The organism is Veillonella sp. 6_1_27 (assembly GCF_000163735.1).
GTDB lineage: Bacteria > Bacillota > Negativicutes > Veillonellales > Veillonellaceae > Veillonella > Veillonella parvula_A.
Genome location: NZ_GG770217.1, coordinates 29,983 through 47,598, shown reverse-complemented (window position 1 = coordinate 47,598; position 17,616 = coordinate 29,983). Strand labels below are relative to the sequence as shown.

The window sequence follows — 17,616 nt, the reverse complement described above, 5'->3', positions numbered from 1 at the left end:
AGATAGACTTGAAGTAGATAAGCCTTATATGGTTTATCTACTTTTTTATAATTTACTTTATTAATACTGGAGCTTTATGATAGTTATTTTTAAAATTTTCGAGAAACTATATCGAAAAAACTTGAATTATGATTTAGCATTTTGTATAATACAATTAGTTAAAGGTATAAATTACCGACTCTAAAGAGTCCGAGTGTATCCACAAAGGAGAATTGTTATGGACGTACGTGAATTAGCTGTACAAAAAAAACGTGAATTAAAAGGTTTCCTTACTGTAGGAACTAAATATGAATTAAAAGACGCTCATGATTTATCTGTAGCTTACACACCAGGTGTAGCAGAACCATGTTTGCGTATTAAAGATAATGAAGCAGAATCCTTCGAATTAACTTGCCGTTCCAACATGGTTGCCGTTGTATCTGACGGTACTCGTGTACTTGGTCTTGGTGATATTGGCGCTGCAGCAGCATTGCCAGTAATGGAAGGTAAATCCTTATTGTTCAAAAAATTCGGTGATGTAGACTGCATTCCATTGGTTGTAGATACAAAAGATGCTGATACATTGATCAATACAGTAAAATTGTTGCAAAAAAACTTTGCTGGTATTAATTTGGAAGATATTTCCTCTCCTAAATGCTATGAAGTTGAAAATCGTTTGAAAGCAGAGTTAGAAATCCCTGTATTCCACGATGACCAACACGGTACTGCTATCGCATGCTTAGCAGGTGTAAAAGGCGCTCTTCGTTTGGTTAAAAAGGATTTAGCTACTGCTAAAATCGTTGTAAACGGTGCTGGTGCGGCAGGTGCTAATATTGCTCGCTTATTATACCTTGCAGGTGCTCGTGATATTACATTATTGGTATCCTCTGGCGTATTGCATAAAGACTACAAACGTCTTGACTCTTTACAAGCTGAATTAATCGATTTACTTAAACTTGAAGAAAAACATGGCGATTTGGCTGAAAATGCTAAAGGTGCTGATATTCTTCTTGGTGTATCTGCAGCGGGTGCTTTCACAAAAGAAATTTTGGAAAGCTTAGCTGACGATGCAATTGTATTTGCAATGGCTAACCCTAATCCAGAAGCAACATATGCTGATATGAAAGCTGCTGGTATCCGTGTTGCTGGTACAGGTCGTTCCGATGCTCCTAACCAAATCAACAACGTAGCAGTATTCCCAGGTGTATTCCGCGGTGCTATCGACGTTCGTGCGTCTCAAATCACTGACGAAATGAAATTAGCTGCTGCTGACGCTTTGGCTCACTTGATTCCTGATAGTGAATTGAACGAAGAAAACGTAATGCCATCCGTATTCGATCCTCGCGTAGCTCCAGCTGTTGCTAAAGCAGTTGCTGAAGTTGCTGTAAAACAAGGTATTGCTAAAAATCCTCAAGCAATAGAAGATGGTAGCTACGAAGGTTAATTTATTTGCTTTACTAGCATTTTATAATCTTATATAACCATAGAACAATACAACATGCACCTCGAAAGGGGTGCATGTTTTTATATGATCGATTAAGTATATGATTGGCTTTATACTATTAGGGTGAATAATCTATAGATTAAAATGATATAGAGGCGTAGGCGTATAGGATAATAGACGTCAGGATCGATATATTAAAGAATGTATTAATGTATCAGTAAAAAAATTAATGAAGTTGTAAAAAAGTACTTGTCACTAGTTTCTATCAATGATATAATAATTTTCGTTGCAGAGCGATACTTGAAAGAGTAAGAGCTCAGCAAGAGTAGTGGTTGACATCAACTACCGGGTTTGCTATAATAGCAAAGTAATTAATGACGGGGCATAGCGCAGTTTGGTAGCGCACCTGGCTTGGGACCAGGGGGTCGCAGGTTCGAATCCTGCTGCTCCGACCATTTTTTATTTGCGGGTGTAGCTCAATGGTAGAGCCCCAGCCTTCCAAGCTGGTCGCGAGGGTTCGATTCCCTTCACCCGCTCCATTTTTTTTTTGCCTTTTTTAGGGTATACTAAGATAGGGTGTAGTTGACGATACATAGTACATAATTTATACTATAATAGATAATTATATAGGGAATCCACATGGTTCAGTAGCTCAGTTGGATAGAGCAACGGCCTTCTAAGCCGTGGGTCGGGGGTTCGAATCCCTCCTGGATCACCAAAGAAATAAGCGGATAGTTCGTAATGAACTATCCGCTTTTAGTATAGTTTTTAGTAGTTTTATTAGTAGTTAACTGAATTTATGTAGATTAATTTGGTATTTTTGAATTTACGCTTTTAGCTATCTCAATAATTTGTGATGTTCCATCATCTGCAGATTCGTTTTTTAGATATCCACTTGGTAAGTTTGAGAAGATAGCTCTAGTTGTCTGCATTAGTACTGCATTCTTTGTCTCTTCATCTCTGGCAGCAGAAACAAATGTTTCGAAAGTACTTAAAGCATTTTGTTTGTTTTGATTAATGATAAAATTATGCTGAGCTGCGTTGTAGTTTCGTACTTCCCAAAAGAGTATTATTAATAATGTAAATAATGCTGTAAATCTAGCAATCGCTGCTTGGATAAATCTATATGATGCATATGAATCGTTAGGATCGATTTCGATAGGAGAATTGAATACAAATAATGATGCACAAATTATTATGATTGTAGTTACACTAATTGCTGTTAACCAGTAATAACTTAAGGTTTTATATTTTTTTGAAGCTGATTCAAAGTTAATCGTATGTTGTGTAACCCCTACTTCTTGTGCAGCTTTTTTGACTGCATCTATTACGATATCTAATTCGGATTTTCTTTGATCAAATTCTTCAGAAATTTCTACATACTTAGCATTTATATCTTCAACTATTTTGTTAACCTCGAGTTGTAAAGCTTGATAGTCAGTTCCTTCTTTTTCACAATATGTTATTATTGGGCTTAATTGATCAAAAAAGTATTGGTATTGGCTGATTAGTGCATTCGCAGCAGCATCTCTTTCAGCCATAGCATTGTTTGCATCAACGGTAAATGTTTTTATGCTTTCTATTTTACTTAAAAACGATGTAATATTGTTTTTTAGTGTTGTTAATTGGGATGTCGGTAATGTAGAAATATCTAAGTAAGTGAGCTTTTTGAAAAAATTAATTATTCTAGTAAAGTCATCAAAAAAGTTTGAAAAAGATAGAGCTTTACCGAGTTCTTCTTCTCGAATGAGACTACCAGGATCTACATTTTTTATCTCTATAAAGAGATCTTTAATCTCTTGAATTAGTATAGTATCTTCTTTTATTGGCATAAATAATCTCCCTACAAAATAAATATATTATATATTTATATTATAATGAAGAATAAATGAATGTGTCCATATCTCTTATATACCTAAGTTATCTAAATCTTTAACTGCTTCTTTTTGTATATCTGGTACTAAGTGTGAATAGGTATCTAAGGTTAGTGTAATTGTAGAGTGTCCTAGTCTTTCTTGAACTATTTTAGGGTTTATTTTCTGTGATAGTAGAAGTGTAGCATGTGTATGACGGAGATCATGGAATGTGATATGTTCTAAGCCCAGTTATTTTAATATTGGTATAAAATGCTTAATTGTAGAATACATAGAATTTTAATATAATAAAGCAATAAGAAACTTACATATAGCAACTGGTTAATTTATAGACGATATTTGATTAATTATTGGTTAATTATGGTATAGCGTATTGAAATCAAAAAATCAATATGAAATAAAGAAAGTAGGGAACAAATGGGAGTTATAGATGTATTAATGGATCTAAAAAAATCTGGTTCATCTATTAAAGATATTTTTTCGTCTAGATTAGAAATTCTTTTGGATGAGTTTCAACTTCAAAAGAAAGATTTAGCCAAAGAAATTGGGGTTTCTGCTGTTGCAATAACTAAATATACTAAAGGGGTTACATTACCTTCTTTTGAGGTGTTAGTATCTATTGCCAACTACTTTAATGTTAGTGCAGATTATTTAATTGGTCTCGTTAATGAGCCTGTTTCAGAGCATGATTATGTTTATTTTGCCCCTATAGGTAAATTAAACTATTCATTTAAAATTTCTGATTCAGAAACTTTAGAAGGAGAACTAGATTATATCTTTGGATTGACTGTGTGGAATATGGAGATTCCAAAAGATGAGACTGCTTTAAATCAGTTTTTATGTTTTAAGTTTACAGATAACGCAGATAATCAACGATTATATGATTGTCTTTTCTTAACTGATGAATTGAATGTAGGATATTTTTTATATAAAATGTCAAGTCAATTAGGGTTACCTTTTATAGATGAATATCAAGGGGTTCGTTCAAAAAAATCTCAATATTTAGCTAATTTACTGGTTTGGAATGAGCTGGGAATTAAGCCACCAGTCGGGCAAATGCCATTAACAGAACCGCAATATTTGGCAACACTACCAATACCAACTGCTAATGAGCATATACGTTTAAACTATACATTTACTAGTGGTGCAATGCCTCACTTACAGGCTTGGATGGCTTTGAGTGATCAAGAGCGAAGAAACTTGCTAATGAGACGTTTAAGACGTATTAAAAAAGATTATATATGAGGTTTAATAAAGTTTTATTTAATATAAATAACTGAGATTTAAATGATATGTTTTAAGAATATATATATATTGGGGATTGTATAGGGGGTAGTCTTAAAGACTATATGTTAGGGGATTCAATATGAGTACAATGAGACCTAAGAATGAAATGACTGAGGAAGATATAAAGTTTCAATATATTAATCCAGCCATAGAATCTAAATGGGATAGAAATAAAATTTCTATGGAAACACGGATTACTGATGGAATGATTAATCTTCGTGGTAATAGAGTATCTAGAGCTGAAGCTAAAAAAGCAGATTATATACTTTATATAAATCCACAAAAGCCTATAGCTATAGTGGAAGCTAAATCCAATAAATACAGTGTTTCTCATGGGCTTCAACAGGCTATGCAATATGCTGAAATGTTAGATGTACCATTTGCGTATAGTTCAAATGGAGATGGATTTTATGAACATGATTATTTAACAGGGAAAGAACGAGAACTTTCTTTGGAAGAATTTCCTTCTGAAGATGAGCTGTTGATAAGATTTACTGCTGACTCGAATGAGGGGAAAGGCCTGAATGATAATGTTAGAAAAATTATTGATCAACCTTATTATTCGAGTCAAAATACATATCCACCTAGATATTATCAAAGGGTTGCTGTTAATAGAGCTGTAGAAGAAATTGCTCAAGGAAAGAATAGACTTCTTCTTGTCATGGCAACTGGAACAGGAAAAACATATACAGCATTCCAAATTGTTTATAGATTACTTCAAAGTGGAATGAAGCGTAAAGTTTTATATTTAGCAGATAGAAATATTTTAGTTGATCAGTCTATTCAACAAGATTTTGCGCCATTAGAAAAACTAATTCATAAGATCAATGTCGCAAAAGATGATCCTAATACAATCACATCCTATCAAGTATATTTTTCTCTATACCAACAATTAGTTGGCGATGATGATAAAGAACATTTTTCTGAATTATTTAAACCAGACTTTTTTGACTTAATAATAGTTGATGAATGTCATAGAGGTTCAGCGAAGGATGAATCTAGATGGAGAAGCATATTAGAATATTTTTCTTCAGCTACACAAATTGGTATGACTGCTACACCAAAAGAAACTAAATATACTTCTAATTGTCATTATTTTGGTGAGCCTATCTATACATACTCCTTACAAGAAGGTATAGAAGATGGATTTTTAGCGCCCTTTAAAGTCATTAATATTACAACAGATATTGGTGATGGATGGAGACCAATTAAGGGTCAAAGAGACAAATATGGTAATGAGATTGAGGATAGAATTTATAATAATTCAGATTATGATTACAATATTATTCTTGAAGATAGAACAGAACAAGTTGCAGCTGAAATTACTAAATATTTAAAATCTACTGATAGAATGGCAAAGACCATAGTTTTTTGTCCTACTGAAGAAGCCGCAGAAAGGATGCGAATCGCTTTAGTAAATCATAATGCTGATATGGTAAAAGATAACCCCGATTATTGTGTTCGGATTACTGGTAGTGATGACTATGGAAAAAGTAAACTTGATTATTTTATTTCCGTATCCTCGCCCTATCCAGTAATAGCTACTACATCTAAGCTACTTTCTACAGGTGCTGATTGTAAGATGACTAAGCTAATTGTTCTAGATGAAATGATTGGATCAATGACAGAATTTAAACAAATTATTGGTCGCGGGACAAGGCTAAGAGAGCAAGATGGTAAAACACATTTTGTTGTAATGGATTTTAGGAATGTGACAAGACTTTTTGCAGATCCAGATTGGGATGGACCTATTGAAATTGTTGATAGCTATACACCTAATCCTGTAGGCGGTGATAAAGATTCGACAGGTAAAGACCGCCCGGATAATCCAATTGATACAAAGATTAAACCTATAGTAGATAAAAATGGCTGTAGCGTTGAGGTAACTCATAAAACAGTTTCTATATATGATCCTACTGGCAAACTTTTACAAATAGAAAGTGTTGTGGATTATACAAAAGAAAATATTTTAGGTAAATATGCTACATTAGATCTTTTTATTGAAGAGTGGCGTAATGATCCTAAAAAAGATAAAATCAAAAAATTGCTATTACAACATGGAATTGATACAGAAAGAATCAAGAAAGAACAGAAAATGGAAGACGTTGATGATTTTGATTTTATTTGTTATATAGCTTTTAATCAGAAACCATTGACTAGGAAAGAACGTGCGGATGGTGTGAAAAAACAAGATTTCTTTAATAAATACAATGGGCCTGCTAGAGAAGTGCTAGAAGTACTTTTAGATAAATATAAAAATCAAGGTATTACCGAAATAGTAAATATGGGGGTTTTACGTCTTGATCCATTTATAAAATTAGGGAAACCTACAAAAATAGTTGGTTATTTTGGAGGAAAAGAGGGCTATGTAAGTGCAGTAGCCGACTTGCAAAATGCAATTTATAATAATGGAGCTATATAAATATGAGTAATTTATCAGGTTTTATAAAACGGTTACGAGATATTATGCGTAATGATGCAGGTATTAATGGTGATGCACAGCGTATTGAGCAAATTGTATGGATGCTTTTTTTAAAAGTGTATAATGCTAAAGAATTAGAGTGGGAAATGAATGAGGATAATTATTTATCTATAATTCCAGAAGAATGTCGGTGGATGAATTGGGCACATGACGATAAATCAGGTAAAGCACTAACAGGGGATGCTTTATTAAACTTTATAGATAATACATTATTTCCAACTTTAAAAAGATTACCTGTAGATGTTAATACACCAATAAAAAAATCTATTGTGCAAACAACATTTGCTGATGCTAATAACTATATGAAAGATGGGGTTTTACTAAGACAGGTTATTAATGTAATTGATGATATTGATTTTAGTGATTATGATGAAAGTCATGCATTTGGTGATATTTATGAAACAATTCTGAAAGAATTGCAGAGTGCTGGTTCTAGTGGTGAATTTTATACACCGCGTGCCGTAACAGATTTTATGGCAGCCATGATTAATCCACAAGTGGGTGAGGTTATGGCTGATTTTGCTTGCGGCACAGGTGGATTTCTTATAAGCTGGCTCAAAGAATTACATAAAAAAGTAGAAACCGTGGCAGATGAAGAAGCATACTCATCATCTATTTATGGTATAGAAAAAAAGCAATTTCCATATATGTTAGCAATTACTAATTTATTGCTTCATGATGTGGATACTCCGCGTATTTTTCATGATAACTCCTTAGTGAAGGATGTACTAGATTATACTGATAAAGATAAATTTGATGTTATATTGATGAATCCACCTTACGGAGGATCAGAAAAGAACGATGTAAAAAGTCACTTTCCAGCTGATTTAGCTAGTTCTGAAACGGCGGACCTATTTATGTCTGTTATTATGTATCGTTTAAAAAATCAAGGTAGAGCAGCAGTAATATTGCCTGATGGATTCTTATTCGGTACGGACAATGCAAAAGTTAATATAAAGAAAAAATTATTGAATGAGTTTAATCTTCATACGATTATTCGATTACCATCCAGTGTATTTAGTCCTTATACTTCAATCACTACAAATGTTCTATTCTTTGATAATACTGGAGAAACTAAAGAAACTTGGATATATAGATTAGATATGCCTGAAGGATATAAACACTTTTCTAAAACAAAACCTATGAAATTGGAACATTTTGAACCAGTTATAAATTGGTGGAATAATCGTACTGAAATAGAAGAAGAAGGTTTTGATAAAGCTAAGAAATATCGAAAAGAAGATTTAGAAAATAAATATAATTACAATATAGACTTGTGTGGATATCCTCATGAAGAAGAAGTAATACTTGCACCTCACGATTTAATTCAAAGGTATCAAGAAGAACGTGCCAGCTTGAATGCAGAAATTGATAGAGTGTTAGATGAAATAACAACTCTATTAGGGAGAGAGTTAGAATGACACCTCAACAATTAAGAAATAGTATACTTCAGCTAGCCATAGAAGGAAAATTAGTAGAACAAAGACCTGAAGAAGGTACAGGTGAAGAACTTTATCAATTAATTCAAGAAGAAAAACAAGAGTTAATAAAAGTTGGTAAACTAAAAAAGCAAAAGAATCTTCCTGAAATTATGAAAGATGAAATGCCATTTTTGATTCCCAATACTTGGAGGTGGGTACGATTAAAAGAGATTGTTTACAATAGAGGGCAAAAAAAACCAACATCGAAATTTTGGTATATAGATATTAGCTCTATAGATAATACTAGGCAAAAACTAAAGCAAGCAATAAACATTATAGATGCTGAGAATGCGCCATCAAGGGCTAGAAGAATAGTAGATGTAGGAGATATTTTATATTCAACAGTACGTCCATATCTTCATAATATGTGTATAATAGATAGTACAAGCCCTTTTGAAAGTATAGCGAGCACTGGATTAGCAGCGATGACTTGTTATAATAAAGTTTATAATAAATATTTATTTTATTACCTTTTGAGCGCAAGTTTTGATCAATATGCAAATTCATTGGAAAACTCTAAAGGGGTAGCTTATCCAGCAATTAATGATGAACGACTATATAAGGCAGTTATTCCATTGCCACCAGTTGATGAGCAGAAGAGAATTGTAGAGAAAATTGAGGTTATTTTTCCTTTAATTGATAGATATGAAGGTGTTTGGCATAAACTTAATGAACTAAATAAAACGTTCCCAGAGACTCTACAAAAGTCAATCTTACAAGAAGCTATACAAGGCAAACTTTGTGAACAAAAAGATGAGGATGGCTCTGCTAAGGAGCTTATTGAAAAGATTTCACTAGAAAAAGAACGTTTAATAGAATCTGGACAAATAAAAAAACATAAGGCGTTGCCAGCAATCCAAGAAGATGAGATTCCGTTTGATATTCCAAGTAGCTGGTGTTGGGAACGTTTAGGAAACATTTCTACATATAATCAAACAAAACCCAAAATAAAGGCGATTGATTTAGATCGTTTAATTTGGGTGTTAGATTTAGATGATATTGAAAAAAATACAGGTAAAATACTTAGGTATGTTAAGGCAAAAGATAAAAAGGTGTCAGGAGAAAAAGTTGTATTTCATAAAGGTCAAATACTATATAGTAAACTTCGTCCATATTTAAAAAAAGCTCTCATTGCTCTTGAGGATGGAGTATGTACCCCAGAGTTAGTTCCTTTTGATATTTTTGGTGGGTGCAATAGAAATTATATTCTTTCTGTGCTAAAGTCCCCATATGTTGATTTTGGGGTTAATTCGGCTACATATGGAGTGAAAATGCCTAGAGTTGGTGTAGAAACGATGATTAATCTGCTTATACCGATTCCACCAATAAGAGAACAGGAGAGAATCGTAAAAAAATTTGATAAAAGTCACTCTCTAATTCAAAGATTCAAGGATTTAGTTTTCGTATAAATTAAACGTACATACTTTTTATATACTATCTGCTTTTTATAGATTTTTATGTATTTGAATTGAATCTTTTTTATGAGCGAAGTATTTCATGAATCTAGATTAATTATAATAATTGTTAATCGGATTACAGATTTAATAAAGTAACTTGAATTGATATATTGTGGAGGGCCTAAATGCGTAGTTTAGAAGAGTTATATTTACAATGTAGAAATAAGTCATCCAAAGTACATATTCTGGAGGCTATAAATTGTTATAAAGGTGGCGCTTATAGAGCCTGTATAGTTGCTACATGGATTGCTTTAGTTTATGATTTTATTGAAAAACTCAATGAATTAGCTTTAACTAAGGATCGTGAAGCAATTCAATTACAAAAAGACATAGAAAATAATCGTATAAGTAATAATATCGATTATTTTTTAAAATTTGAAAGAGAGCTTTTGAAGCGAATGTCAGAAAAATTTGAACTGTTGAGCCCTGTAGAATGTAAAATTTTAGAACGGTTAAGTGAAGATAGAAATTTATGTGCTCACCCATCTATGGTTGCGGAGAATACTGCTTTTAAAGCTACAGCTGAGTTAGCACGATATCATATTATTAATGTTATTGAATTTGTTTTGTCTAGACCACCAGTACAAGGAAAAGCTGCTCTAGATAGTATTTTTGAAAAGGTAAACTCTAGTTATTTTCCTTCAAATCGGGATGAAATACACACTATCCTATTGGAGGGACCACTTGGTAGAGCTAAAGCTAGTTTAAAGAGACAGTTCTTAAAAAGAGTGTTAATTGAATGTATGTCAATTGAAATAGAGAATCCAGCACATCATAGATACTTGAATATACTAGCAGTATTTTGTGAGCTTAATAAAGAATTTGTTATTGATGAAATACCACAATACTTTTCTAGTATTTTAGAGAAGAATGATAAAGAGACTTTTACTAAATTCTGTGAAATATTAAATGGTATACCTGATTTATATCAATGTTTAAATGAAACCCATAGAATTTGCCTTAGTGAATATATCTTACGAGATGCTCCTGTATATATTGTGGCAGCTTTAGATCAAATTTCTGAACTTTCAGGTACTATATTTAAAAGAATTAAGTCTTTTGAAAATAAACAGTTACTTGAGTTTATTATGGAATATCCTTTGGAGAATCCTATATCTCAGAATCTTGAGTATAGTATTAATAGACTGATAGACTCTTTTAAAAATGCGAGAGGTTATAGAGAGGCAGAAAGTTGCCTTCGGGATATTTTATATTTTACCTCCAGATTAAAAAAAGATGATTTAAAGCGAATTGTGGAAGCTACTTTAGAAAATGTACAAATCTCTGGGGCTTATGGTATAGGTGAAATGTATTTGCAGCTTTTTGAAAACATAGATCTTTCGATAATTGATCGATCAACTTATGAACAATTAAAAGATTTAGATTTTTATGAAGATGTATTAAAGGTTATTGCAAAGAAAAGTGAGAAATAGAGCTTTAGATGGAATTATTAGTTACTAAGTTATGAATTTTAGTAGTAATAATTCATATCTTATTTTAGGTAGTTTAAGTTGCAATAGAGTATATGCAATTTAAATTGTATAGAATATTTATTCTTTATATAAAGAATTTGTAAGAGATATATACGTAATAAAACTAGTATTTTGTATATAATTTATCTTTTAATTCTTCTAAGCCGTGGGTCGGGGGTTCGAATCCCTCCTGGATCACCAAAGAAATAAACGGATAGCTCGTAATGAGCTATCCGTTTTTGTTTGCGTTTTTAGCATAGTTACACATAAAAAAATGTAAAAAGATAAACCTGTATTAAAAATGAATAAAATTTCATAAACTAATATATGAATGAGTAAAAAATGTACTTATAAGATGGCAAAAGTCTAAAATAGAATTAAAATAATACTATAAACACTGGATTTTTGTATGATGATAAAGCATGAATGAAAAATGAATTTACCTTGATTGTTATATTGATGATTTTATATAATTATAAATATTATGGTTAATTATAAGCTTTCATATGTATGTATGAGGTTTTATAAATGGATATCTAGGTTATAGTTGTAATAGGAGTGTTTCATGAATAAGATTTTCAAGGTGATTTGGAGTAAAAGCAAAGAGTGTTATGTAGTTGTGTCTGAGATAGCAAATAATTATAGTGCTAAAAAGGCTGTATTGACTAGTGTTTTTGCTGTGTTGGCGGTAACTGGTGGTGCAGCTCATGTTATGGGGGCGACTTTACCATCGGAGCTAACAGACAAAGGCTCTATTAAAATCGGTCAGTATGCAACTACAAGTAATATGTCTAGTATAGTTATAGGGACAAGCAGTCAATTTAGAACTTCTTCAGTTGATGGGTATAGGGCAATTGGTATTGGCTCTGGGATTATTGCTAGTGGTAATAATAGTGTTTCTATCGGTGGACATTCTCAAGCAACAGAAGATCAGGCAATTGCTATTGGTGGAGCTTCTGATGATAGTGGTGCTAAAGCGACGGGTTCTCAATCTATTGCTATCGGCGGTAATACTGTAGCTAGTGGGGATTCCTCTATTGTAGTAGGTGGTGATGACGTAGAGGTTGCATTTGCTAGAACTGTAACTTATACAGATATTAACACTGGACAAGCTAAAACGGGGACATTGAGACAGGCATCTATTGATTTGGCGAATATCCAATTGCCTCAATATATCACCGCTACAGCTAGTCATGCAGGGACTGCCATTGGGATGAAAACTAAAGCTGGTGACTTGGGTCTTTCTCTTGGCATGGGGGCGGATTCCGCTACTCGCCTAGATGGTAAGGCTGGTAATGTAGTTAACGCTATCGCTATTGGTGCCGGTGCAAAAGCTAATCGGGATAACTCCATTGCAATCGGTGGTGGTGCTAATACTGATGCAGCGGGTGTGGCACAAACAAGCTATACTATGAGTAATGGAGATACGGTTAACTGGGCCGGTGGTGAAAATGTGTTGCCTGGTGACGTTGTATCCTTTGGTGCTCCTGGTTATGAACGTCAGCTTAAAAATGTAGCTCCTGGTATTGTCAGCGCAACTTCTACAGATGCGGTGAATGGCTCTCAGTTATATGCAATAGCTGAGAAGACTTTATCTAAATATATTTCTATTAAATCTGATTTGGCTGGAAATAAATCTAATAAAGGTGCAGAAGCAACTGATTCTATGGCTATAGGTCCGGATGCTTCTACAACAACTGCTGCTACTAAAGGAACTGCTTTAGGTACTGGTGCAACTGTTACTGTAGCGAATGGTGTAGCTGTAGGTTCACAGTCTAAAGCGAGCACAGCTAGCGGTGTAGCAGGCTATAATGTAAATGACTCTAGAACCGATAAATATGGCGCTTTAGCTGGTAAAGCATTGACATCTACTTTAGGTGCTTTTGCTGTAGGTAATGAGACTAATACACGTCAAATCACAGGGGTGGCTGCTGGTACAGCGGATACAGATGCTGTAAATGTGGCACAGTTAAAGAGTGTGAATTTGAAAGTAGCTGGAGATACTGGCACAGGTGATGTTAATCTTGCTAATAGTACTTTAAATATTAAAGGTGCTGGTCTTGCTAAAACTACTGCAGCTGGTAAAGATGTAACCGTAACTGTGTCTGAAAAAGCAGTTAAACAAGAAGCTGTTAAAGCGGTTACAATGGCAGCAGCGGATCCTAATGGTGCGATTACTGTGACACCTCAGCTTAGCGCAGATAAAGATACGGCAACTTACAAAATTGGTATCGATCCAACTAAGGTAGCAGAAACTACTAACTTGACCTATAAGGATAATGATGGTGCAGATAAGACCGTTACATTAAAGAAAGGCTTGAACTTTAAGAACGGTACTATGACGACTGCTACTACTGCTGCAGATGGGGTCGTAACGGTTGATATCAATGATGATACAAAGGCTAAAATCAATAACGCTGCAACAAATAAGCTAGATAATCTTACATCAGATGGTGAACAAAAGGTTAAGAGCTTGTCCGCATGGAATGTAAAGGCTAATAACAGTAATGCTGAAACAGTAACAGGTGGAGATACCGTTACATTTAATGATGGCTCTAATATCGCTATTACTCAAAATGGCAAGACATTTACTGTAGCGACTAAAAATGATGTAAACTTTAATACTGTAACAGCTACGACAAAGGTGACAACACCTGCGGTAGAAGGGCTTACTAATACGTCCTGGACACCTGGTACTACTACTCCTGTTAGTGGTCGTGCGGCAACAGAAGATCAATTGAAAGCCGTTGATACACAAGTAGCAACAAATAAAGATGATATTGCTACGAATAAGGCTAATATCGATAAGAATAAAGATAATATCGCAAAGAATGCGGACAACATCACGAAAAATGCTACAGAAATTGCTACAAATAAAGGCAATATTACAACCAATACGCAGAACATTGCAACTAATACGGCAGCCTTGGCTCGTAAGATCTCTTTAGGAGGTAATACTGGTAGTACAACAGAGAAATCCTTAAGTACAGGTGATGTGAAGTTTAATGTAAAAGGTGCAGGCCTTGTAACGACTTCTGCAGCTGGTGATGATGTAACAGTAACCGTGACAGAAAAAGCAGTTAAACAAGAGGCTGTTAAAGCAGTTACAATGGCAGCAGCAGATCCTAATGGCCCGATTACTGTGACACCTGAGCTTAGTGCGGACAAAGATACAGCAACTTACAAAATTGGTATCGATCCAACTAAGATAGCAGAATCTACTATCCTGACTTATAAGGATAATGATGGTACAGATAAGACCGTTACATTAAAGAAAGGTTTGAACTTTAAAAATGGTACTATGACGACTGCTACAACTGCTGCAGATGGGGTAGTAACTGTTGATATTAATGATGATACAAAGGCTAAGATCAATAACGCTGCAACGAATAAGCTAGATAATCTTACACCGGAAGGCGAACAGAAGGTTAAGACCTTGGCAACATGGAATGTCGCTACTGCTGCTGATGGCGGAACTCATTCTGGTGACTCCACAAGTACTGTAACAGGTTCTGATACAGTGACTTTTAAAGCAGGTAATAACCTAAATGTAAATCAAACTGGTAGAGATATTATATTCTCCTTAAATAAAGAGATCTCTGATATGACTAGTTTAGGTCTTACAAATCCGGATGGTGCAAAGGCAACTATTAAGACTGGAAAAGGTGATGCTCATGTAGGTGAAACAGACCAAGCGGATCGCATTGTTTATACTAATGCAGCTGGCACTGAAGAACAGGTAGCAACATTAAAAGACGGTTTGCAATTTGGTGGCGATAATAATCCTGAAGTTATTAATAAGACATTGAATCAGAAGCTAGAAGTTGTTGGCGGTGCTGATGCAGCGAAATTGTCCGATAACAATATTGGTGTTAATGCGAAAGACGGTAAGTTGTATGTACAATTGTCTAAAGAATTGAATAACTTGACTAGCGCTCAATTCAAAAACGGCAATGCAGTATCTACAATCAGTAGTGCAGGCACGACTGTGACAGACGGTACGAATACGACTCAATACGGTCCTAAAGGCATTACTATTAATCCAGGTGCGAATGAAATATCTCTTACCGATAAAGGCTTAAACAATGGTGGTAAAGTCATCTCCAATGTAGCGAGCGGCGGTGATGTTGATACTAATGCGGCGAACATTGGTGATGTGAAGAAAGCGGCTGCAGCATCTAAAACGACAGTATCTGTTAATAAGAAAGATACAGAAACTCCGAATTTGGTGCTAGAAAAAACTGTAGATCCTGCTGATGGTCATACGAATTACGATATCAAATTGGCTGATAAAGTTGATTTGGGTAATGGTAATATTGTTCTTGATGGAACTGATGGTAGCATCAAGGCTAAAGGTAATATTACATCCGAAGGCACTGTAGAAGGCAAAGATCTTAAAGCGGGCGATGTAACGGTTAACAAGGACAATAAAGGGACTGTGAACGGTTTATCTAATAAGACTTGGACTCGCGGACAGGCTCCTGTGAGCGGTCAAGCAGCGACAGAAGACCAAATCCAAGCGGTAGATACTCGTGTAATGGCCGTAGAAGATAAGGTAGCAGACTTCGGCTGGATGGCAAAGAGCAGTGCTATAGGCACAGGCCAAGCGACAGGCAATAATACAGCAACTAAAGTTGGCGATAAAACGGAAGTAGAATTCCGTGCCGGTGATAACCTCACTATTGACCAAACAGGTACTACTTTCACGTATTCCTTGAATAAAAATATGACAGGCCTTGAAAGTGTATCCGTAGGTGATGTGGCAAATGATAAACCGGGCGTTGTATTGAACGGTGCTGACGGCACTATGGGCGTACGCGGTAAAGATGGTGCGAATGCATCTATCACAGCGGCTAAAGGTGCTGACGGATTGACAGGTACTGGTGCTGGTAAAGATCGTATCGTTTATGAAACGAAAGACGCAGCAGGCAATCCTGTAAAAGAAACCGTAGCGACTATGAATGATGGTTTACATTTCGCTGGTGATAATGGGAATACAGTTATCGATAAGACCTTGAATGAAAAACTTGAAATCGTTGGTGGTGCTGATGCAGCAAAATTGTCCGATAACAATATCGGTGTTAATGCAAAAGACGGTAAGTTACAAGTACAATTAGCTAAAGATTTGAATGGTTTGTCTAGTGTGGAAGTGAAGGACGATAATGGTGCATCTACTGTTATGAAAGGTGACATTATTAAAAGCAAAGATGCAGCAGGAAATACTTCTGTTGTAAATGGTTCTGGCGTGACTATCACACCTGCTAATCCGCAAAATCCAAATGCTGGTACAGTGTCTTTAACTACTGAAGGCTTGAATAATGGCAACAATCAAATCAAGGGTGTTGCAGCTGGTACAGCAGATACAGATGCGGTTAACCTTGGTCAATTGAAAAAATCTAATGCTCAGCTTGCTAATGCAATTGCTAATGTTGAATCCGAAACACAACAAGTAGGCGCTCATGCGGCGGCTATGTCAGCGTTGAAACCAATTCAATATGATCCATTGGAACCAACTCAAGTTATGGCTGGATATGGTAACTACCGTGGTAAGAGTGCAGCAGCATTAGGTCTTGCTCATTATACTAATGAAGATACAATGTTCAACGTGGGTGTTTCCGTAGGTGGACGTCATAATATGATCAATGCCGGTTATACTCATAAGTTTGGTAACAGCGATGCTAAAAAAGCTGTACCAGAACGCTACAAAGGTGGTCCAATCAGCTCCATTTATGTGATGCAAGATGAAATGACCTCTTTGAAACAAGAGAATAGTAGACAGAAGGAAGTATTGGATAAACAACAAGCTGAAATCGAATCGTTGAAAGCTATGGTTAATAGTTTACTAGCAACTAAAGGTTAATAACTAAATATAGTAGCTTAGTTGTAAATTGAAACTGAACACATAAAAAATCCATATTAGTACAAGTGATAAGATTAGAGTATCAAATTCGCAATCAATCACGAGGTACTAATATGGACTGCTCTAATCTTATCACATCATTGCGCACAAACAAACACTTAAATTTAGAAGAGCGCTTTTATCTTGAAAAACGCCTTCTTGCTGGTGATCCTATCAATACTATTGCCAAGGCATTAGGACGCTCTAGAACTACGATTTATGCTGAGAAAAAGCGTGGAAC

General features: G+C 34.9%; 10 protein-coding genes and 3 tRNA genes. 11 read left to right on the top strand and 2 right to left on the bottom strand.

Features of this window, described 5'->3' with window-relative positions:
- The first annotated feature begins 217 nt into the window (after positions 1–217).
- The 4 genes from HMPREF0874_RS07210 (at position 218) to HMPREF0874_RS07195 (ending at position 2,141) form a co-directional block, all read left to right on the top strand.
- On the top strand, positions 218–1,423 hold the full coding sequence (locus HMPREF0874_RS07210; protein ID WP_004693580.1) for an NADP-dependent malic enzyme: 1,206 nt from the start codon (positions 218–220) through the stop codon (positions 1,421–1,423).
- 378 nt (positions 1,424–1,801) lie between these two features.
- Positions 1,802–1,878, top strand: a tRNA-Pro gene (locus HMPREF0874_RS07205).
- Between the two features lie 10 nt (positions 1,879–1,888).
- Positions 1,889–1,962, top strand: a tRNA-Gly gene (locus HMPREF0874_RS07200).
- A 102-nt stretch (positions 1,963–2,064) separates the two neighbouring features.
- Positions 2,065–2,141 (top strand) — tRNA-Arg (locus HMPREF0874_RS07195).
- Between the two features lie 88 nt (positions 2,142–2,229).
- Here the strand turns inward: HMPREF0874_RS07195 and HMPREF0874_RS07190 are convergent.
- Positions 2,230–3,255, bottom strand: a complete 1,026-nt coding sequence (locus tag HMPREF0874_RS07190; RefSeq protein WP_008602720.1) for a hypothetical protein — start codon at positions 3,253–3,255, stop codon at positions 2,230–2,232.
- Between the two features lie 75 nt (positions 3,256–3,330).
- Entirely contained in the window at positions 3,331–3,513 is a 183-nt protein-coding gene (locus tag HMPREF0874_RS09950) for a tyrosine-type recombinase/integrase (protein ID WP_232197522.1), read from the bottom strand.
- A gap of 201 nt (positions 3,514–3,714) precedes the next feature.
- On the opposite strand from HMPREF0874_RS09950, the gene HMPREF0874_RS07185 reads away from it, so the two are divergent.
- The 7 genes from HMPREF0874_RS07185 to HMPREF0874_RS07155 form a co-directional block, all read left to right on the top strand.
- Positions 3,715–4,542, top strand: a complete 828-nt coding sequence (locus tag HMPREF0874_RS07185; RefSeq protein ID WP_008602719.1) for a helix-turn-helix domain-containing protein — start codon at positions 3,715–3,717, stop codon at positions 4,540–4,542.
- Positions 4,543–4,663: 121 nt separating this feature from the next.
- Entirely contained in the window at positions 4,664–7,006 is a 2,343-nt protein-coding gene (gene hsdR, locus HMPREF0874_RS07180; RefSeq protein WP_008602718.1) for an EcoAI/FtnUII family type I restriction enzme subunit R, read from the top strand.
- 2 nt (positions 7,007–7,008) lie between these two features.
- The gene (locus HMPREF0874_RS07175) at positions 7,009–8,487 is read left to right on the top strand and encodes a class I SAM-dependent DNA methyltransferase (RefSeq protein WP_008602715.1); all 1,479 of its coding nucleotides are present in this window, start codon (positions 7,009–7,011) and stop codon (positions 8,485–8,487) included.
- The gene (locus HMPREF0874_RS07170; RefSeq protein ID WP_008602713.1) at positions 8,484–9,956 is read left to right on the top strand and encodes a restriction endonuclease subunit S; all 1,473 of its coding nucleotides are present in this window, start codon (positions 8,484–8,486) and stop codon (positions 9,954–9,956) included. The genes HMPREF0874_RS07175 and HMPREF0874_RS07170 overlap by 4 nt, the downstream gene beginning before the upstream one ends.
- 173 nt (positions 9,957–10,129) lie before the next feature.
- On the top strand, positions 10,130–11,437 hold the full coding sequence (locus tag HMPREF0874_RS09870) for a hypothetical protein (protein WP_008602712.1): 1,308 nt from the start codon (positions 10,130–10,132) through the stop codon (positions 11,435–11,437).
- A 604-nt stretch (positions 11,438–12,041) separates the two neighbouring features.
- The gene (locus HMPREF0874_RS07160) at positions 12,042–17,336 is read left to right on the top strand and encodes a YadA-like family protein (protein ID WP_008602710.1); all 5,295 of its coding nucleotides are present in this window, start codon (positions 12,042–12,044) and stop codon (positions 17,334–17,336) included.
- A 113-nt stretch (positions 17,337–17,449) separates the two neighbouring features.
- Positions 17,450–17,616, top strand: a 167-nt coding sequence (locus HMPREF0874_RS07155; RefSeq protein WP_039965328.1) for a helix-turn-helix domain-containing protein, incomplete at its 3' end; no start/stop codon positions are given.

Coding starts and splice junctions, on each gene's coding strand:
- HMPREF0874_RS07210 (WP_004693580.1), top strand. CDS start 218: ATGGACGTACGTGAATTAGCTGTACAAAAAAAACGTGAATTAAAAGGT.
- HMPREF0874_RS07190 (WP_008602720.1), bottom strand. CDS start 3,255: ATGCCAATAAAAGAAGATACTATACTAATTCAAGAGATTAAAGATCTC.
- HMPREF0874_RS07185 (WP_008602719.1), top strand. CDS start 3,715: ATGGGAGTTATAGATGTATTAATGGATCTAAAAAAATCTGGTTCATCT.
- hsdR (WP_008602718.1), top strand. CDS start 4,664: ATGAGTACAATGAGACCTAAGAATGAAATGACTGAGGAAGATATAAAG.
- HMPREF0874_RS07175 (WP_008602715.1), top strand. CDS start 7,009: ATGAGTAATTTATCAGGTTTTATAAAACGGTTACGAGATATTATGCGT.
- HMPREF0874_RS07170 (WP_008602713.1), top strand. CDS start 8,484: ATGACACCTCAACAATTAAGAAATAGTATACTTCAGCTAGCCATAGAA.
- HMPREF0874_RS09870 (WP_008602712.1), top strand. CDS start 10,130: ATGCGTAGTTTAGAAGAGTTATATTTACAATGTAGAAATAAGTCATCC.
- HMPREF0874_RS07160 (WP_008602710.1), top strand. CDS start 12,042: ATGAATAAGATTTTCAAGGTGATTTGGAGTAAAAGCAAAGAGTGTTAT.